The sequence below is a fragment of the Pseudomonas sp. SZ57 genome (assembly GCF_009495975.1).
Taxonomy (GTDB): domain Bacteria; phylum Pseudomonadota; class Gammaproteobacteria; order Pseudomonadales; family Pseudomonadaceae; genus Aquipseudomonas; species Aquipseudomonas syringae.
Genome location: NZ_WIBD01000035.1, coordinates 82,260 through 99,913 on the forward strand (window position 1 = coordinate 82,260; position 17,654 = coordinate 99,913).

Sequence of the window (17,654 nt, forward strand, 5' to 3'; positions counted from 1 at the left end):
GTTTCCCACGCCGCAATCAACCTTCAACACACGCGGAACCCCTCATGAAGATAACCCCGATAGTTGCCCATTTGCAGGCGACCTGCCCCAGCTTTGCCGGGCGAATCAGTGCCGGTATCGACTGGGCTGCGGTCGCCCTCGGCGATCAGCTCGCTCACCCGTCGGCGTACGTGATTGCCACTGGCGATCAGTCCACCGCCAACGATTTGCAGAACGTCATTCGCCAGAACATCACCGACACGATCGATGTCGTGGTGGTGCTCGATGGCGGTGACAAGCGCGGGCAGGAAGCCAGTGAGCAACTGCATGCCCTGCGCGCCGAACTGTGGCGTGCACTGGTGGGCTGGAACCCGGATCACGATTACGACGCGATGCAGTACACCGGTGGCGCGCTGGTGCAGATCAGCGGCGACCGGGTGACGTATCGATTCGGCTTTGCAGCGCAGTTTCAACTGGGCCGCAATACCTCCGATCAGCCTGCCGAGACCTGGCACGAAGCATATCTGGATGGTTTGCCCGGGTTTACCGGCGCCACCCTCGAGATGGACTGCGTTGACCCCGCAGATCCGAATCTGAAATCCCCCGGCCCTGATGGCCGTATCGAAGCGAAGTTCACAGCAGAGGTAACCCCATGACTCAACGCATCACTGTAGTACCGGCCGAGGGCCGCACTGTGCCGGATCCGGAGGCGGGCGATTTGCTGCCCGTCGAAGGCCGGCAGGTGACCTTCAACGCCTGGTGGCAGCGTCGTCAGAACGACGGCGACATCACCCTTCAAACCGAGCAATCCACCACCACCCATCAAGCCTTCACGGCTTAACCAAGAGGAAGCCAAACAATGGCTATCAGCTTTAACAACATTCCATCCGATGTTCGCGTTCCGCTGTTTTATGCGGAGATGGACAACTCGGCCGCCAACAGCGCGTCGGCCAGCATGCGTCGACTGATCGTTGCGCAGGTCAACGACGATGTGTCCGGCCCCGAACTGGGTTCTCTGGTGCTGGTGCCGAGCGTGGCGCTGGCGAAAAACATCGGCGGTCAGGGCTCCATGCTGGCCGCCATGTATGAAACCTGGCGCAAGGCGGACCCCACCGGCGAAGTCTGGTGCCTGCCGCTGCTCAATACCGAAGGCGCCAAGGCCAGCGCGAAAGTCACCCTCACCGGGGCGGCGACCGAAGCCGGTCTGCTGAACCTGTATGTCGGCGGCATGCGAGTGCAGGCCACTGTCGTTAATGGCGCAACCGCTGCCCAGGCGGCCACGGCACTGTCGGTGAAAATCAATGCCACGCCTGACCTGCCGATCACCGCGGCTGTCGAAGCGGGTGTGCTGACCCTTTCCTGCAAATGGAGCGGGGCAAGCGGCAATGACATCCAGCTGGAATTCAATCGCCAGGGCAAGACCAATGGCGAAGTCATTCCTGCCGGCCTGACGGCGGCAGTCACCGCCATGACCGGTGGCGTGGGTACGCCTGATCAGCTCAAGGCACTGGCTGCGCTGGGCGATGAGCCGTTCGAGTTCATCTGCATGCCCTGGACCGACACCGCCACGCTGGATGCCTGGAAAGCGGCAATGGACGACAGCACCGGTCGCTGGAGCTGGGCCCGTCAACTGTACGGTCACGTTTACAGCGCCAAGCGCGGCACGGTCGGTACGCTGGTGGCCGCAGGTCAACTGCGCAACGACCAGCACATCACCCTTCAGGGTGTCGAAAACGGTGTGCCGCAACCGGTCTGGCTGCAAGCCGCTGCACTGGCTGCGCGTACGGCGGTGTTCATCTCTGCCGACGCCAGCCGTCCGACTCAGAGCGGCACCATGCCCGGTATCGATCCGGCGCCGGCCAGTCAGCGTTTCACCCTGACCGAGCGTGAGTCGCTGCTGCGTTACGGCATCGCCACGGCGTACTACGAAGGCGGTTACGTGCGCATTCAGCGTTCGATCACCACCTACCAGAAGAACGCTTACGGCCAGGCTGACAACTCGTACCTGGACAGCGAAACCATGCACCAGTCGGCGTTCATCATCCGTCGTCTGCAAGGCATCATCACCAGCAAGTACGGCCGCCACAAGCTGGCCAACGATGGCACGCGCTTCGGTGCCGGCCAGCCGATCATCACGCCGAGCACCATCCGTGGCGAGTTGATTGCGCAATACGCACGTCTTGAAGAAGAGGGTCATGTGGAGAACGCCGAAACGTTCGCCCAGCACCTGATTGTCGAGCGTGACGGCAATGACCCAAGCCGCGTGAACGTGATGTTCCCGCCTGACTACATCAACGGCCTGCGCGTGTTCGCGCTGCTCAACCAGTTCCGCTTGCAGTACGACGAAGCGGCATAAGCCTAACCAACCCTTTCAAGCCCGCCTCGTGCGGGTTTTTTCATTCTGGAGATAAACAACATGGGTCAGAAAGTTGCGGGTACCTGCTACATCAAAGTGGATGGCACCCAATTGACCATCAGCGGCGGCGGCGAAGCGCCTCTGATGAACATCAAGCGCGATACCGTCGTACCGGGCTACTACAAGGAAGTCGACAAGGCCGCGTGGCTGAAATTTACCGCCGTGCATACCGCAGATCTGCCGCTCAAGCTGCTCACCACCGGTGTGGACATGACCATCACCTGTGAGTTCAAGAACGGCAAGACCTACGTCCTGTCCGGCGCTTACCTGGTCGATGAGCCGAGCAGCAAGGCTGACGACGGCACCATCGAGCTGAAATTCGACGGCAATCAGGGGAGCTGGCAATGAGTGAAGTCATCGACCTGGCCAGCCCGATCGAAGCGCACGGCGAAACCCTTTCGCAACTGACCTTCCGGCGCCCTACGGCGCAGGAAGCGCGGGCCATCAAGGCCCTGCCGTACAGGATCGACAAGAACGAGGAAGTCTCCCTGGATCTGGACGTGGCGGCGAAGTACATCGCCGTCTGCGCCGGCATCCCGCCCTCGTCGGTCAATCAGATGGACCTGTGCGACATCAACACGCTGAGCTGGAAGGTTGCGAGTTTTTTCATGGCAGCGGCATCAGCAACCTCGAAGGACTGATCGCCGTCGTTTACGACCTCGCGTATTTCTGGAAGACCGATCCCGAACTGATGATGTCCAGGGAGCTGGACGTCATCACCGAGTCAATCTTGCAGACGCAACGCATCAACCAGATCCTGCAGGGGGAGTGATGGCAGACACTATCAAGACGCTGATTACCGGCGTCGACAAGCTGTCTCCAACGCTGGCAACCATCCGCAACAACGTTGAAGGCTTCGAGACCAGGCTTAAAGGCTCTGGTCTTGGGAACGTCGAAGTGGGCGAGATGATCAAGGGCAATGCTTTGGCAGAGCCCTTGATTGCCGGGGTAAAGGCAGCGATCGGTTTCGAAACTAGCATGGCCGGCGTGAAACGATCGGTCACCTTTGAAACACCGCAACAGTTCCAGCAGATGAGTTCCGACATTCTGGACCTCAGTGAGCGACTGCCGGAAAGCGCCAACGGTATCGCGGCGATTGTCGCCGCGGGTGCCAAGGCCAATGTACCGCGCGAAGAACTGACCGGGTTTGCCAGCGACGCCGTGAAAATGGGCGTCGCATTCGATCAGACAGCGGCCGAGTCGGGCGACATGATGGCCTCGTGGCGGTCATCGTTTCAGATGACTCAGCCGCAGGTCGCGGCGTTGTCCGAGAAGATCAACGTGCTCGGCGGCAACAACCTGGAAAAGAAAATCGCCACCATGGTCACTGCAATGGGCCCGCTCGGGCCGGTTGCGGGGATGGCCTCCGGGCAACTGGCGGCCATGGGCGCGACCCTGGCCAGCGTCGATGTGCCGGCCGATGTGGCCGCCAGCGGCATGAAGCGGTTCATGCAGTCGTTGACTGAAGGGGGCGCGGCGAAAGCCGGGGCGTTCGAGGCGTTGCAGCTCGACGTCAATCAGTTGACCCAAGGCATGCAGAGTGACCCGTCCGGGACCATCGAAAAGGTTCTGACGGCGGTTTCCAGTGTTGATCCCGGCAAACAGTCGGACGTCATCACGCAGCTGTTCGGTGCCGAATCGCTGGGCGCGATCACGCCACTGCTGGCCCACCTCGATGTGCTCAGGTCCAACCTGGCCAAGGTCGGGGAGGGCGTGCAAAACAGCGGCTCCATCGAGAAGGAGTTCGCAGACAACTCCCAGACCACGGCCACTGCCATCAAAGAGATGACCAACCGTGTCGATCGTCTGGGCATCAATATCGGCAGCATGTTTCTGCCGGCGATGAACGAAGCAATGGCCGTGATCGGGCCGATGATTTCTCAGGTCGCCGCGCTGGCGGCCGAACATCCAGAGGTGATCAAGGGCGTCGTGGGCGCCGCGATTGCTTTCGGCGTACTGCAAGTCGCCGTTCTCGCTGCGACGAGTGCCGCCGGGCTGCTGGCTGCGGTCATGGGCATGTCACCGTTGGGCCTGATCGTGCGCGGCCTCGCGCTGGCGGCAGGTTTCCTGATCGCCAACTGGTCGACCGTCGCACCTTATTTTCAGGCGGTCTGGGAGGCGATTCGCGGACCGGTGATGGCGCTGTGGGACGTGCTCAAGGCGGTCTTCGCCTGGTCGCCGCTGGGCATGATCGCAGCCAACTGGCAGCCACTGAGCGAATTCTTTGCTGCGCTGTGGGACGTGATCAGGGCGCTGGCCACGCCGGTTTTTGATTCTCTGCAGACGCTGTTTGCATGGTCGCCGCTGGGCATGGTCGTGGCCAACTGGCAGCCGCTGTCCGAATACCTGGCCGGCCTGTGGGAAACCATCAAGGCCGAGGCGCAACCGTTTACCGATGTGCTGGCCACGCTGTTCAGTTTTTCGCCGCTGGGCATGGTCATCGAGAACTGGCAGCCGATCAAAACCTGGTTCGCAGGTCTGTGGGCGGACATCAAGCCATTCATCGAGCCGATCATGAGCTGGTTTGGTGGCGACACGAATAAGACCGTCCTGCAGCGGGCGACCGAGAAGGCCAATCAGTTCGCGGAAGAGCAGCGGATACGCAACGCAGGGCCAGGCGGCGGGACCGGGGCGTTTCTGGCGGCCGGTGCCGTCGAGAACGTTCGCACGAATCAGCAGTTGCTCAATCAGGCCACTGGCGTGCCCTCGACCAGCCAATTGCTCGGCGTACCCACCCCGCTGGCCCCCGGCAGCCTGTTGTTGCAACAGGGCGCAGCCGGGGCCGGCCCGCGACTTGAAGGCGAGCTCAACATTCGCTTTGAAAACGCGCCGCCGGGCATGCGTGCCGGGCAAGTGCAAACCAACCAGCCGGGTTTGACGATATCGCCAAACGTCGGTTATCGAACCCTCGGCGCAGGAGCCGGATCATGAGTACATGGCGTGACAGCCTGCTGCCAGCGTCTTTCCGGGGCGTCGGTTTTTTCATTGAAAAAGCCGTCGTCCCGGCAGGCCGCAAGGGGCAGTTGCATGAGTTTCCACAACGCGACGAGCCTTATTTCGAGTCGCTGGGCAAACAGTCGAAAGTGCATACGCTGACGGGGTTCATTGTCGGTCCCGACTGTTTCGAACAGCGAGACAGACTGCTACAGGCACTGGAGCAGGAAGGTGCCGGCGAGCTGGTACATCCGTGGCTGGGTCGCGTGCAGGTCCAGGTCGGCGAATGTGGCGTCACACACAACCTGAGCGAAGGCGGGCTCGTCCGGCTGGACCTGAAATTCTATCCGGCCAACCCGCTCAAGTTTCCCGTGTCGACCCTCAATACGCGACGGCAGTTGCTGGGCGCGTCCGAGAGCCTGCTGGACTCGGCGCTCAGGCGCTACCGCTCGGTGATGGCCACAGTGGACGCGGTGCGTATCAATATTCAGGCGCTGCGCAGCACCCTGTCGGGTGTGTTCGCGACCATTCAGCGGCAGTTCACACCGTTCATGACGATCTATTCGGATGTCACCGCGCTGGTGCATTCGCTGGTCAATGCGCCGTTGACGGTCAGCACGCTGTTTACCACGTTCTTCGCCAGTTTCGACGGGGACAGTCGTCGAGCCAGAAGAGCGAACGGCACCAGCAGTATTGGCGGGGCGAGTACCGGGACAAGTGCCGGGTCAGGTTCCGGCAGCTCGACAGGGGGCGGCTCAGGCAGCGGTTCCGCAAGTGGCAGTAACGGCACCGCTGCGAGCAGCACGGCAGCAAGGTCCGGCAGCAATGGCGGCGTGTCCTCTGTTGAAACGGTCGATTACCGCTCGGTGATTTCCGAGGCCACGCAACAGGCGGAGGCGGTGTCCGGCATCAATCTGGTCAGCCAGAGCAGCGGGCTGGATACCGGCGTGACGGCTCAGGCCGCGGCCAATCTGGTTCAGGATGCCTTGTTGGTCAAGGTGGCGAAAATCGTCGCGAGCATGCCGGTTGCGACGACCGTCACGCCGCTCACGGTAGTGCCGTCGCTGGATCAGCAAGTGACGCAAGCGCTGCAACGCGTCGATGTGCCGGTTGCCGATGACGTCATCGAACTGCGTGACACGCTGAGTTCGGCGATCTGGGAAGCGTCGTTGAAAGCCGACCCCGAACATTACCTGGCGCTCAACACATTGCGTCAGGCGTTGATCAGGCACCTTAACGCGGTGGCGGCCTCCGGCGTACGTCTGGTGGACATGAAGGTCTCCGAGCCTTTGCCCGCGCTGGTGCTGGCCTATCGCCGATTCGGTGACGCCAGCCGGGCGCTGGAAATGGTGCAGCGCAATCGACTGGCCCATCCGGGCTTCGTGCCGCCCGGCACGCTGAAGATCGCTCAGGAGTGACCCATGATTGACCCTAACATTGTCACCCTGACCGTTGACCAGCACGACTATGCCGGCTGGAAGTCGGTGGAAATCTCTGCCGGGATCGAGCGTCAGGCGCGCAGCTTTGACGTGAGCATTACCTGGCAGTGGCCGGGCACTGAGATTTCGCATCCGATCACGCCCGGCGCAGCGTGCGAGGTGCGTATCGGCGGCGAGTTGATTCTGACCGGCTGGGTATTTGCCGCGCCGATCAGCTATGACGGCAAGCAAATCACGCTAAAGATTTCCGGACGCTCGAAAACCGCCGACCTCATCGACTGCTCGGCCATCAACAGGCCGAGTCAGTGGAAGGAGGTGGGGGTGTTGAAGATCGTTGAGGCGCTGGCTGCTCCCTATGGTTTGTCGGTGATCAGCGAAATACCGGAAACCTCGAAGATGGCCGATCACACCATCGAGCCTGCCGAAACCGTGTTCAAGTCCATTGACCGGTTGCTGACCCTGTTCCGGATTTTTTCCACCGATGACGAATACGGCAATGTGGTGCTGGCCAGGCCGGGTAGTCGCGGGCAGAGCGCAGACGCGCTCGAACTCGGCAAGAATGTGTTGAGCGCCGTCATCGCGCGGGACTTTTCCGGGCTTTTTTCCGAGTACCGGGTCATCGGTCAACAGACTGGTAATGACCAGACGTTCGGCAAGGAGTCGTCGGAGGTCTCGGCAGAAGTCACGGATGACCGGCATGACGATCCCGCGCATAAAAAGCGTCTTCGCGTACTGGTCGTTCATGAGGATGCGCCGATCACCCCCAAGCTCGCCCTGAGTCGCGCCAATTGGGAGCGCGGTCAGCGGGCCGGCAAGGCGCTGCTCACCACCTACAAGGTCCAGGGCTGGCGGCAGTCCAACGGGGCGCTCTGGCGGCACAACACCATGGTCCGGGTGATCGATCCGGTCATCGGTTTTACGAGCCGCAACATGCTGATTTCAGCCGTGACCTACTCGCTGAGTGACCAAGGCACGATCACCACACTGGTGGTCGGTCCGCCTGAAGGTTTCCAGGCCGAGCCAGGTGACCCCAACAAGCGCAGCAAGGTGCAGGTCAATCAGGATGCTTACTCCTGGCTGCTGCCCATCGACGAGGAAACAACCTCATGAGCTTACTCAATCGCATGCTGGTGCGCGGCACGGTGGTGCTCGCCAGGGCCAGCAGCAAAATGCAGGCGCTGCAAATGCGCCTCACCGCCGGAGAGGTCAAGGACGACATGGAGCACTTCGAACCCTATGGCTTTACCAGCAACCCGCTGGCCGGCGCCGAGGGCATTGCCGCGTTCATTGGTGGCGACCGGTCGCACGGTCTGCTGCTGGTGGTGGCCGACCGGCGCTATCGCCTCAAGGGTCTGGAGTCCGGCGAAGTGGCGATCTATACCGACGAGGGCGACAAGATTCACCTCAAGCGCGGCAAGGTCATCGACATTGAAACCGACACCCTGAACATCAAGGCAGCGGTGGCCGTGAACTTCGACACACCGCAGATCACCCAGACCGGAAAGATCGTGTCTCAGGGCGACCAGCTTGCCGCTGGCATCAGCCAGATCAGCCATCTGCATGGCAACGTGCAGGGCGGGAATGGCCAGAGCGGGCCGCCCGTTGGAGGTGCCGGATGATCATCGAAGGCTCTCTGCAGGCGTCCTTGCTGCGCTCGGTGGTCATCAGCCTGTTCACCTGGCGGCGTGCCGAAGCGGACGACCCGTTCGACGATGCCGAGCGCTATGGCTGGTGGGGCGACACCTACCCGGCACAGGCCAATGACCGCATCGGTTCCAGGCTGTGGCTGCTGCGCCGGGTCAGGCTGACTGCCCAGACCCAGCGCGATGCCGAGTTCTATGCCCGGGAAGCGCTCGACTGGCTGATCGAAGATGGCCAGGTCCAGCACATCAACATTCTTACCGAACAGGTTCAGAGCAACCGCCTGAACCTGGGCGTCGAGCTGGTCGTCTCGGACGGTCAGCTCGTGCGTTTCAACCCTTCTGAACAGTGGCAGGTGATTTATGCCGTTTGAAACACCTACGTTACCGGCGCTGATCAACCGAACCCAGGTCGACCTCGCCGACGAAGCGCTACGTCAGTCCGATGCTAGGGTATTGTCCCGCGCGCACAGCGGCGCGGCCTACGGGCTGTACGGCTATCAGGACTGGATCGCCGACCAGATTCTGCCGGACACCGCCGACGAGGAAACCCTCGAGCGGCAAGCCATCCTGCGCCTGAGGCAGCCGCGCAAAGTGGCACAGGCCGCTACCGGCACGGTGCGCTTCACCGCTGCAGCCGGCGCGGTGCTGGATGCGGACACTGTGCTGCAGTTCAGTGATGGACGCTTCTACCGCGTCACCAAAGGCGTCACCACGGTTGCGGGCAATAACACGACCACGGTCGAAGCGGTGGATGCCGGTGTTCTGGGTAATGCGGATGCCGGTCTGGTGATGACTGCCGTGCAACCGGTCGAAGGCATCGACAGCACCTTCACCGTCATTGCCGACGGCCTTTCCGGCGGTATAGCGCAGGAAAGTATCGAGTCGTTGCGTGCGCGTGTGGTGCGCTCCTACCGGGTCATCCCGCATGGCGGCAATCAGGATGATTACGTGACCTGGGCGCTGGAAGTGCCGGGCGTGACGCGCGCCTGGTGTGTGCGCCGGTTCATGGGGCCAGGGACGGTGGCGGTGTTCTTCATGCGTGACGACCAAGCCGATCCCATTCCTGACGCCGGGCAGCTCGCTGCGGTCGCTGCGTATATCGAGCCGCTGCGTCCGGTCACCGCAGATGTGTATGTGCTGGCGCCGGTGCAGAAACCGGTGGTCTACACCATCCGGCTCACCCCTGATACCTCCGCCGTGCGGGCGGCGGTCGAGGCGCAACTGTTGGACCTGCATAACCGTGAAGGCGGGCTGGGCGAAACCCTGTTGCTCACGCACATCGCCGAGGCCATCAGCCGCGCGACAGGCGAAACCGATCATGTGCTGGTTTCACCCGTGGCCAACGTTACTGCTGCGGCCAACCAGCTGCTCACGTTCGGGGGTATTCAATGGTCGTCATAAGAACCGCCGAACACTACGCCGGACAACTGCAGGCGCTGTTGCCACCCGGCCCCGCATGGGATCCGGAGCGGGTGCCGGAATTGCAGCAGGTGATTACCGGCCTGTCCCGCGAGTTCGCGCGCATCGATGGCCGCGCGTTCGACCTGCTCAACGAGATGGACCCCGCCACCGTCAGTGAGCTGGTCCCGGACTGGGAGCGGGTGATGAACCTGCCTGACCCGTGCCTGGGGCTCAAACCCTTGTTCGCAGACCGGCGCCTGTCGGTGCGCCAGCGGCTCGTGGCGACAGGAGGGCAGAACGCGGCGTTCTACATCGACATTGCCATCAGCCAGGGCTACCCCGATGCCACCGTGACCGAACACCGAGCGCCCCGTATGGGGCGTTCGCGTTTTGGCCAGGCGCACTTCGGCACCTGGAGCGCGCAATTCATGTGGACCCTGAACACCGGCGGGCGCCAGCGCCTGGGCCGACGCTTCGGGGCCAGCTACTGGGGAGAGCGGTTCGGGGTGAATCCCGGGCTCGCAATCGAATGTTTGATCCGTCGAGCAGCACCGGCGCACAGCGTCGAATTCGTAAACTTCAACTGAGGAACACAATGTGGATTATCCCAAGAGTGTGCCGGGCGTAGGCTTGGCAAGCGGCAAGTTTGTAGATGAAAACCCGGCGACCGGCACCCCTGGTTCGCTGATCCCGGCGCAGTGGGGCAACTCGGTGACGCAGGAGATCTTGAACGTGATCCTGGGGGCCGGTCTGGTGCCCAACGAGGAGGATGTCACCCAGTTGCATCGAGCCATTCTTGGCCTGGCAGCATCCGATTACAAAAAATCGGTGCGTTGCGCCACGACAGTCTCCATTGGGCTGAGCGGTTTGCAGACCATTGATGACGTCACACTGGTGGCCGGCGATCGGGTGCTGGTCAAGAATCAGGACACTGCGTCGCAGAACTGGATTTATGTCGCCGCGGCAGGCGCCTGGGCACGTGCGCAGGATGCGAACGAAAGCACCGAATGCACGCCGGGTCATATGGTGCCGGTGCAGGCCGGCACGAAAAACGCGGGCACTGTATGGCAGCTGGTCAATACGACAGTGCCGGTGCTGGGTACGACTGACCTTGCGTTCGAGCGTCTGCTGGGACGCAGTGGTGTGGCCGCGGGTGATTACACTCGGGTCAAGGTCAATAAATATGGGCAGGTGGAAGAGGGGAGTAACCCGACAACACTTAGCGGTAATGGTATTTCGGATGCGTACACCAAGGCTGAGGCCGACCTGCGCGATCTTCAGCGGCCGCTGCGCGATTCCATTACCTATGTGGGGCTGGCCAATAACAAGCCTGATGCGCCTTATATGCGCCGTGAGTCCGATGGCGCTCTGGTTGCCCTGCAACCGAGCCTGGGATTCACTCCGGTACAACAAGGAGGAGGTACCGGTCAGCTCGACAACAAGGTGAAGATCGGCTGGTCGAATAACGGCCTCAAGGCGATGGTCGATAATACTGACCTTGGCAATCTTTGGTACGCGACCAACTTTAATCCAGCCACCAAAGCTGACTGGGGCACTACGCTGGCGTCTTATAAGATTACTGACGCTTACACCAAGGCTGAGGTGTATGCCAAAAGCGAAGTGGATACGCGGTTGAGCAGCAAAGCATCAGCTGACAGCGTCACTAATGTGGGGCTGGCCAATGGAGATCTGACGCAGCCCTATATGCGGCGGGCTGCTGACTCTGTCATTAGCTGGCTTCAGACCAGGTTGGGTTACACGCCTGTCCAGCAAGGTACAGGCACAGGTCAATTCAATAACGTTGTGAAGATAGGCTGGTCGGATAACGGCCTCAAATTGACCGTGGACGCTACCGATTTAGGACGCGTTTGGTATGCGGCCAACTTTGATCCTAATGGCAAGGCCAACTGGGGTACCACGCTTGCTGCATACGGCATCACCGATGCTTACACCAAGGCCGAGACGGACGCTCGCGACGCACAACGAGCCTCCGCTGACTCTATATCTGTTCTCGGCTTTGCCGGTAATGACGTAAATCTGCCCTATATGCGCAGAGCCTCTGACGGTCAGGTCTATTACCTGCAACCGCGTCTTGGCTACACACCCGTCGAGCAGGGCGGCGGTGCCAACATGGCCGCTAACAAGGTTCGCCTTGGCTATAACGGTGCCGGTAGCTTGCGCCTTCAGGTCGACAGCTCTGACTTTGGCGACATGATCAACGATCAGAATTTGCCTGGAAAGGTTGCTGCACTGGGACTAGGCGGCATCGGCTCCTATGCATTTGCACGTGTCATCAACTCCCAGGGACAAGTCAATCAAGGAGGCACGGTATCCGGTACCAACCTGATCTATAGCTCCACAAACGGTAGCGATGGCGCCTCTAACAACTCCGGGCTTATCGGCGTAGGCACCTGGCGTGCACACGGCGCTTTTTCGGGCGGCGAACGCACACTCTTTCAACGAGTTGGATAAAGGTATTTATATGAACACAGTAATAAGTGCACGAAACCCTCGCTGGTCCGATCTGGCCCATACCTCTATCGTCCTGTCGGTGATTTTCGAGGAAACAAAGGATGTTTTCGGTGAGGTGCCTTTTGGTGCCTCTGCCCAAGATCCTGAGCCACACGGCGTAGACCTTTTCAACCGTGCAGTTGCAGGCGAGTTTGGTGAGATTCTCGAGCCCACCGAGCAGATGGTTCAGGCGCAAGTGATGTGCCAGCGTGGTACTTACTCGGCCGAGGTCACTGCGAAAATCAACGAATTGGTTGCCGATCTGGATATGTTGCAAGATGCCATAACATTGGATATGGCCACTGATGAGCAGCGTAAATCACTGCCTGCTGTAAAAGCCGAGCTCGACGCGCTGCGCCTGTATCGGGTGCAACTTGCTCAACTCGAGACACTGCCAGGCTATCCAATGTCGTTCGATTGGCCGGTGCCGCCTGCAACGCCATTTGTATACGTTAAGCCGTCTGAGGCACCGCCGTTGTCAATAGGCGTAAGTGAAGACGAACTGCCCAAGCCATAACGCCCCGCACTGACGGGGCGTTGTTTTATCCGCCGTTCAACTTGCTTTTACACAGGGGAAATTTATCGACTCAGGGGGCGGGTTAGTCCTGTAACCCCTATAGGAGGACCAATGCCTATCAACCAGCAACAACTACTGCTAATCCTCCCCAACGCCGGCTCTAAAGCCGGCGTTTTCGTTCCTGCTCTCAACATCGCCATGGCCCGTTACGCCATCGACACTCGCCTGCGTATCGCCGCGTTCATCGCTCAGATAGGGCATGAGTCCGGACAGCTTCGTTATGTGCGTGAGCTGGGCAGTGACAGCTACCTGGCGAAGTACGACACGGGCCAGTTGGCGCTGCGTCTGGGCAACACGCCAGAGGCAGATGGCGATGGCCAGCTGTATCGGGGCCGTGGGCTGATTCAGGTGACGGGGCGGACCAACTACGAGGCGTGCGGGGAGGCGCTCGGGCTGGACTTGCTTGCCCAGCCGCAACTGCTCGAACAACCCGACCACGCGGCTATGTCGGCGGCATGGTTCTGGGACCGGGCCAACCTCAATGCGCTGGCAGACAAGGGTGATTTTTTGATGATCACCCGCCGCATCAACGGCGGTACCAACGGCCTGGCGGATCGGCAGGCGCTTTACCAGCGGGCATTGGAGGTGCTGCCGTGAAAGTGCTGGATATGCGATGCCTGATCCTCGCATTCGTGCTGGGGTCAGGGCTGGGTACATGGGCCGCCTGGAAATGGCAGGCGGCCCGCTATGGCCTGCAACTGTCCGCGCAACAGCTGACTTGGCAGCGCGAGCGCGAGCAGGCGGCGCTCGCGGTCGTCGACTGGCAGAACGCCGAGCAGGCACAACGACGGGCGCTGGAAGTCCGTTTGCACACCAACGATACAACCATCCACAAGGAGTTGAGCGATGCACAGACTGCTCAGGCTCGTTTGCGTGATCGCCTGGCTACCGCTGATTTGCGCTTGTCAGTCCTCCTCGCCAACAGCCCCACCAACCGTGATGGCTTGCCAGCCGGCACCGATACCGGCGGCGTGGTTCATGGAAGCTCGCGAGGCGAACTTGACCCAGCGGCTGCTGGACGAATTGTCGCCATCACCGACTACGGCGATCAGGGATTGATCGCTTTGAAGGCCTGCCAAGCCTACGTGCGCGAGATTGCGCACTGATGTTCCTCTCGGCTCCCCACCCTCGGCCATCGTGCCCCTGCCTCAATCCCGCCTCCACAAGGAGGCGCGGCCCTCTTTTCAGCCTTTAACTGCTTTTCAATCGGCGCGGCCCGGTACATTCATATTGCACCGGCCGATTCGGTACGCTAATGTCCTGAAACGTACCGATGAGACCCCTTCCGTGACGACAGTCAGCAAGCTTTTGATGCGCGTTATCAAGGCTCACGCCCGTTGGCGTTGGCGCGCCTGACTATTTCCTTGCCGGCCCTGCCGGACCCGTACCTGTATGCCTTCGATTTTTTGATGCTTTTCTCCGTCCCCCGGCCTTGTGGCTGACGTGGGGATGCATGAGTGAAGCAGAATCCGGAAGGCCTGAATCAAGTCAGTAAATCAAAAGGTTGATAGCAAAATGCTGCTGATGATCGATAACTACGATTCGTTTACCTACAACGTCGTGCAGTACCTCGGTGAGCTAGGGGCAGACGTCAAAGTCATTCGCAATGACGAACTGAGCATCGCCGAGATCGAAGCCCTGAACCCGGAGCACATCGTGGTCTCGCCTGGCCCGTGCACGCCTAATGAAGCCGGCGTCTCGCTGGATGTGATCAAGCACTTCGCAGGCAAACTGCCGATTCTGGGCGTGTGCCTGGGGCATCAGTCCATCGGTCAGGCCTTTGGCGGCGACGTGGTGCGTGCGCGTCAGGTCATGCATGGCAAAACCAGCCCGGTCATTCACCAAGACGGCGGGGTGTTCGATGGCTTGAATCATCCGTTGGTGGTCACCCGCTACCACTCGCTGGTGGTCAAGCAGGATACGCTGCCCGACTGCCTGGAAGTGACGGCCTGGACTGCGCTGGAAGACGGTTCGGTCGATGAGATCATGGGCCTGCGCCACAAGACACTGAACGTCGAAGGGGTGCAGTTTCACCCCGAGTCGATCCTGACCGAGCAGGGCCACGAGCTGTTCGCCAATTTTCTCAAGCAGAGCGGCGGCCATCGTCAGGGCTAAGGATTTTTTATGAGTACCCCCATGGATATCAAAAGCGCGCTCAATCGCGTGGTCAACCAGCTGGACCTGACCACTGAAGAGATGAGCGATGTGATGCGCGAAATCATGACTGGCCAATGCACTGAAGCGCAGATCGGTGCGTTTCTGATGGGCATGCGCATGAAGAGCGAAACCATCGATGAAATCGTCGGTGCGGTTTCGGTGATGCGCGAGCTGGCCGGCAAGGTCGAACTGAAAACCCTGGATGGCGTGGTCGACATCGTGGGTACGGGCGGCGACGGCGCGAACATCTTCAACGTGTCGACCGCGTCTGCTTTCGTCATCGCAGCCGCAGGTTGCACCGTGGCCAAGCACGGTAATCGTGCTGTCTCGGGCAAAAGCGGCAGTGCCGATCTGCTCGAGGCCGCCGGGGTTTACCTGAACCTCACGCCTGTTCAGGTGGCGCGTTGCATCGACAGCGTGGGTATTGGCTTCATGTTCGCCCAGTCTCATCACACGGCCATGAAGCACACTGCCGGGCCGCGTCGCGAGCTGGGTCTGCGCACACTGTTCAATATGCTCGGCCCGCTGACCAATCCGGCCGGCGTCCGTCATCAGATCGTCGGCGTGTTCAACCAGGCGCTGTGCCGCCCGCTGGCCGAAGTGCTGCTGCGTCTGGGCAGCAAGCATGTGCTGGTGGTCCACTCGCAGGACGGCCTGGACGAATTCAGTCTGGCCGCACCGACCTTCGTCGCCGAGCTGAAAAACGGCGAAGTCACCGAGTACTGGGTACAGCCTGAAGACCTGGGCATCAAAAGCCAGAGCCTGTACGGCCTTGCCGTGGAAAGCCCCGCAGCTTCGCTGGAGCTGATCCGCGATGCGTTGGGACGTCGCAAGACCGAGAACGGTCAGAAAGCTGCGGAAATGATCGTGCTCAACGCCGGCGCCGCGCTTTATGCTGCAGATCACGCCACCAGCCTGAAAGAGGGCGTGGCCCTGGCGCACGATGCGCTGCACACTGGTCTTGCGCGGGAAAAACTGGAAGAGCTGGGTGCCTTCACGGCGGTATTCAAGCAGGAGAACGAAGCATGAGTGTGCCAACCGTACTGGAAAAGATCCTTGCCCGAAAGGCCGAGGAAGTCGCGGCTCGTCGTGCGATTGTGAGCCTGGCCGAGCTTGAACAACAGGCAGCCCGGGCCGACGCGCCACGTGGCTTTGCCAAGGCATTGATCACTCAGGCCAAGGCAAAGCAGCCTGCCGTTATCGCCGAGATCAAGAAGGCCTCGCCGAGCAAGGGTGTCATCCGCGAACACTTCCTGCCGGGCGAGATCGCCAGAAGTTATCAGGCCGGTGGCGCGACCTGTCTGTCGGTGCTGACCGACGTGGACTTCTTTCAGGGCGCCGATGCCTATCTGCAGGAGGCCCGCGCGGCGTGCAACCTGCCGGTGATCCGCAAGGATTTCATGATCGACCCCTATCAGGTGGTCGAAGCACGTGCTCTGGGCGCTGACTGCATTCTGCTGATCGTGTCGGCACTGGATGACGTGCAAATGGCTGAACTGGCTGCCGTTGCCAAGGGCCTGAAGCTGGATGTGCTGGTCGAGGTGCACGACGGCGACGAGCTGGAGCGCGCACTCAAGACGCTCGATACACCGCTGGTGGGCATCAACAATCGCAACCTTCATACCTTTGAAGTGAGCCTGGAAACCACGCTGGACTTGCTGCCGCGTATTCCGCGTGATCGCCTGGTCGTTACCGAAAGCGGCATTCTCAATCGTGCGGATGTCGAGCTGATGGAAATCAGCGATGTCTATTCGTTTCTGGTGGGGGAGGCCTTCATGCGTGCCGAGCACCCTGGTGCCGAGCTGCAGCGGTTGTTCTTCCCTGAGCGCAAGATGGCCGTAAGCACGTCGTCCAGCGACTGAGCGCATTGAGCTGAACACCCTTACGAGGTCCGACGTGCAAGACTCGATCATCGACATTTGTGTCGAACAAGGCCTGCAGGCCGAGCAGGATCTTCTCGCGTCGGTATGCTCCGGGGCGGCGGATCACGGGCTGCTGTTCTGGCGGCCTAACGATCGGGCGCTGGTCATGCCTCGGCGGATGAGTCGGTTACCCGGTTTTGCCGAGGCCAGCGAGACCCTGTCGGACAATGCGTGGCCTGTCCTATTGCGTGAAACCGGCGGCGAGCCAGTGCCGCAGTCGTCTGCCACGCTGAATATCGCGCTGGTCTACGCGCAACCGCCCACTGACGTTGATCGTGACCGCATAGAAACCGCCTACCTGCGATTGTGTCAGCCGATTCTCGATCTGTTGACCGGGTTGGGCGGGCAGGCTTCGCTGGGCGAGGTGGCGGGTGCATTCTGCGACGGCCGCTTCAACGTCAATCTCGATGGTCGCAAGATGGTTGGAACGGCTCAGCGCTGGCGTCAGAGTCAGGGCGGAACGCGTCCTGTAGTGCTGGCGCACGGTGCCTTGCTGCTGGAAAACGAGCGCGTTCAGATGGCGGCTGCGGTAAATCGCTTCAATGAGTTGTGCGAGCTTGAGCCGCGTGTTCAGGCCGAAAGCCACATTGCCCTGTACGAGGCGTTTTCTGGCGCTGATGTCCTGGAGCGTCTGGCGCAGGCTTACCGGAAGCTGCTCGCCGGGCTCTGAATAGC

20 protein-coding genes are annotated in these 17,654 nt (G+C 60.9%); all 20 read left to right on the forward strand.

What is annotated here, in order from left to right; translation table 11 throughout:
* Positions 1–44 precede the first annotated feature (44 nt).
* Positions 45–635 carry a hypothetical protein gene (locus tag GE543_RS25480; protein WP_044309483.1) on the forward strand — a complete coding sequence of 197 codons (591 nt, stop codon included), beginning with the start codon at positions 45–47 and terminating at the stop codon, positions 633–635.
* Complete coding sequence (locus GE543_RS25485; protein ID WP_002551914.1) at positions 632–820, forward strand: DUF2635 domain-containing protein; 189 nt, start codon at positions 632–634, stop codon at positions 818–820. Before GE543_RS25480 ends, GE543_RS25485 begins: the two co-directional genes overlap by 4 nt.
* 18 nt (positions 821–838) lie before the next feature.
* Complete coding sequence (locus GE543_RS25490; RefSeq protein WP_103697330.1) at positions 839–2,335, forward strand: phage tail sheath subtilisin-like domain-containing protein; 1,497 nt, start codon at positions 839–841, stop codon at positions 2,333–2,335.
* 60 nt (positions 2,336–2,395) lie between these two features.
* Positions 2,396–2,743 carry a phage tail tube protein gene (locus GE543_RS25495; protein WP_011269114.1) on the forward strand — a complete coding sequence of 116 codons (348 nt, stop codon included), beginning with the start codon at positions 2,396–2,398 and terminating at the stop codon, positions 2,741–2,743.
* A complete protein-coding gene (locus tag GE543_RS25500; protein ID WP_003316280.1) occupies positions 2,740–3,036 on the forward strand; it encodes a phage tail assembly protein in 297 nt (98 codons plus the stop codon). Before GE543_RS25495 ends, GE543_RS25500 begins: the two co-directional genes overlap by 4 nt.
* Before the next feature lie 130 nt (positions 3,037–3,166).
* Positions 3,167–5,326, forward strand: a complete 2,160-nt coding sequence (locus tag GE543_RS25505; RefSeq protein WP_153222646.1) for a phage tail tape measure protein — start codon at positions 3,167–3,169, stop codon at positions 5,324–5,326.
* Entirely contained in the window at positions 5,323–6,747 is a 1,425-nt protein-coding gene (locus tag GE543_RS25510) for a DNA circularization protein (RefSeq protein ID WP_153222647.1), read from the forward strand. The genes GE543_RS25505 and GE543_RS25510 overlap by 4 nt, the downstream gene beginning before the upstream one ends.
* A gap of 3 nt (positions 6,748–6,750) precedes the next feature.
* Positions 6,751–7,878: a phage baseplate assembly protein gene (locus tag GE543_RS25515; protein WP_046237373.1), complete on the forward strand. Its 1,128-nt coding sequence runs from the start codon at positions 6,751–6,753 to the stop codon at positions 7,876–7,878.
* On the forward strand, positions 7,875–8,387 hold the full coding sequence (locus GE543_RS25520; protein WP_003341098.1) for a phage baseplate assembly protein V: 513 nt from the start codon (positions 7,875–7,877) through the stop codon (positions 8,385–8,387). Before GE543_RS25515 ends, GE543_RS25520 begins: the two co-directional genes overlap by 4 nt.
* Complete coding sequence (locus GE543_RS25525) at positions 8,384–8,782, forward strand: phage GP46 family protein (protein ID WP_003316288.1); 399 nt, start codon at positions 8,384–8,386, stop codon at positions 8,780–8,782. The genes GE543_RS25520 and GE543_RS25525 overlap by 4 nt, the downstream gene beginning before the upstream one ends.
* Positions 8,772–9,812, forward strand: coding sequence for a baseplate J/gp47 family protein (locus GE543_RS25530; protein WP_153222648.1), 1,041 nt, complete (start codon positions 8,772–8,774; stop codon positions 9,810–9,812). The genes GE543_RS25525 and GE543_RS25530 overlap by 11 nt, the downstream gene beginning before the upstream one ends.
* Positions 9,800–10,399, forward strand: a complete 600-nt coding sequence (locus GE543_RS25535) for a YmfQ family protein (protein ID WP_003394883.1) — start codon at positions 9,800–9,802, stop codon at positions 10,397–10,399. The genes GE543_RS25530 and GE543_RS25535 overlap by 13 nt, the downstream gene beginning before the upstream one ends.
* 10 nt (positions 10,400–10,409) lie before the next feature.
* On the forward strand, positions 10,410–12,284 hold the full coding sequence (locus GE543_RS25540; RefSeq protein WP_371927266.1) for a phage tail protein: 1,875 nt from the start codon (positions 10,410–10,412) through the stop codon (positions 12,282–12,284).
* 10 nt (positions 12,285–12,294) lie between these two features.
* Positions 12,295–12,840: a phage tail protein gene (locus GE543_RS25545; protein ID WP_153222649.1), complete on the forward strand. Its 546-nt coding sequence runs from the start codon at positions 12,295–12,297 to the stop codon at positions 12,838–12,840.
* 111 nt (positions 12,841–12,951) lie between these two features.
* Positions 12,952–13,497, forward strand: a complete 546-nt coding sequence (locus GE543_RS25550; protein WP_153222650.1) for a glycoside hydrolase family 19 protein — start codon at positions 12,952–12,954, stop codon at positions 13,495–13,497.
* Positions 13,494–14,006, forward strand: coding sequence for a lysis system i-spanin subunit Rz (locus tag GE543_RS25555; protein WP_046269559.1), 513 nt, complete (start codon positions 13,494–13,496; stop codon positions 14,004–14,006). The genes GE543_RS25550 and GE543_RS25555 overlap by 4 nt, the downstream gene beginning before the upstream one ends.
* Before the next feature lie 409 nt (positions 14,007–14,415).
* Entirely contained in the window at positions 14,416–15,015 is a 600-nt protein-coding gene (locus tag GE543_RS25565) for an aminodeoxychorismate/anthranilate synthase component II (protein WP_004415847.1), read from the forward strand.
* A gap of 21 nt (positions 15,016–15,036) precedes the next feature.
* A complete protein-coding gene (gene trpD / locus GE543_RS25570; protein WP_003316297.1) occupies positions 15,037–16,086 on the forward strand; it encodes an anthranilate phosphoribosyltransferase in 1,050 nt (349 codons plus the stop codon).
* Entirely contained in the window at positions 16,083–16,919 is an 837-nt protein-coding gene (gene trpC / locus GE543_RS25575) for an indole-3-glycerol phosphate synthase TrpC (protein WP_153222651.1), read from the forward strand. The genes trpD and trpC overlap by 4 nt, the downstream gene beginning before the upstream one ends.
* 34 nt (positions 16,920–16,953) lie before the next feature.
* Entirely contained in the window at positions 16,954–17,649 is a 696-nt protein-coding gene (locus GE543_RS25580; RefSeq protein ID WP_371927267.1) for a biotin/lipoate A/B protein ligase family protein, read from the forward strand.
* The last annotated feature ends 5 nt before the right edge of the window (positions 17,650–17,654 follow it).

What these genes read in the sequence shown, in the direction of transcription:
- GE543_RS25525 (WP_003316288.1), top strand. Translation starts at nt 8,384, where the DNA reads ATGATCATCGAAGGCTCTCTGCAGGCGTCCTTGCTGCGCTCGGTGGTC.
- GE543_RS25485 (WP_002551914.1), top strand. Translation starts at nt 632, where the DNA reads ATGACTCAACGCATCACTGTAGTACCGGCCGAGGGCCGCACTGTGCCG.
- trpD (WP_003316297.1), top strand. Translation starts at nt 15,037, where the DNA reads ATGGATATCAAAAGCGCGCTCAATCGCGTGGTCAACCAGCTGGACCTG.
- GE543_RS25550 (WP_153222650.1), top strand. Translation starts at nt 12,952, where the DNA reads ATGCCTATCAACCAGCAACAACTACTGCTAATCCTCCCCAACGCCGGC.
- GE543_RS25530 (WP_153222648.1), top strand. Translation starts at nt 8,772, where the DNA reads ATGCCGTTTGAAACACCTACGTTACCGGCGCTGATCAACCGAACCCAG.
- GE543_RS25535 (WP_003394883.1), top strand. Translation starts at nt 9,800, where the DNA reads ATGGTCGTCATAAGAACCGCCGAACACTACGCCGGACAACTGCAGGCG.
- trpC (WP_153222651.1), top strand. Translation starts at nt 16,083, where the DNA reads ATGAGTGTGCCAACCGTACTGGAAAAGATCCTTGCCCGAAAGGCCGAG.
- GE543_RS25500 (WP_003316280.1), top strand. Translation starts at nt 2,740, where the DNA reads ATGAGTGAAGTCATCGACCTGGCCAGCCCGATCGAAGCGCACGGCGAA.
- GE543_RS25515 (WP_046237373.1), top strand. Translation starts at nt 6,751, where the DNA reads ATGATTGACCCTAACATTGTCACCCTGACCGTTGACCAGCACGACTAT.
- GE543_RS25480 (WP_044309483.1), top strand. Translation starts at nt 45, where the DNA reads ATGAAGATAACCCCGATAGTTGCCCATTTGCAGGCGACCTGCCCCAGC.
- GE543_RS25505 (WP_153222646.1), top strand. Translation starts at nt 3,167, where the DNA reads ATGGCAGACACTATCAAGACGCTGATTACCGGCGTCGACAAGCTGTCT.
- GE543_RS25520 (WP_003341098.1), top strand. Translation starts at nt 7,875, where the DNA reads ATGAGCTTACTCAATCGCATGCTGGTGCGCGGCACGGTGGTGCTCGCC.
- GE543_RS25545 (WP_153222649.1), top strand. Translation starts at nt 12,295, where the DNA reads ATGAACACAGTAATAAGTGCACGAAACCCTCGCTGGTCCGATCTGGCC.
- GE543_RS25490 (WP_103697330.1), top strand. Translation starts at nt 839, where the DNA reads ATGGCTATCAGCTTTAACAACATTCCATCCGATGTTCGCGTTCCGCTG.
- GE543_RS25495 (WP_011269114.1), top strand. Translation starts at nt 2,396, where the DNA reads ATGGGTCAGAAAGTTGCGGGTACCTGCTACATCAAAGTGGATGGCACC.
- GE543_RS25565 (WP_004415847.1), top strand. Translation starts at nt 14,416, where the DNA reads ATGCTGCTGATGATCGATAACTACGATTCGTTTACCTACAACGTCGTG.
- GE543_RS25510 (WP_153222647.1), top strand. Translation starts at nt 5,323, where the DNA reads ATGAGTACATGGCGTGACAGCCTGCTGCCAGCGTCTTTCCGGGGCGTC.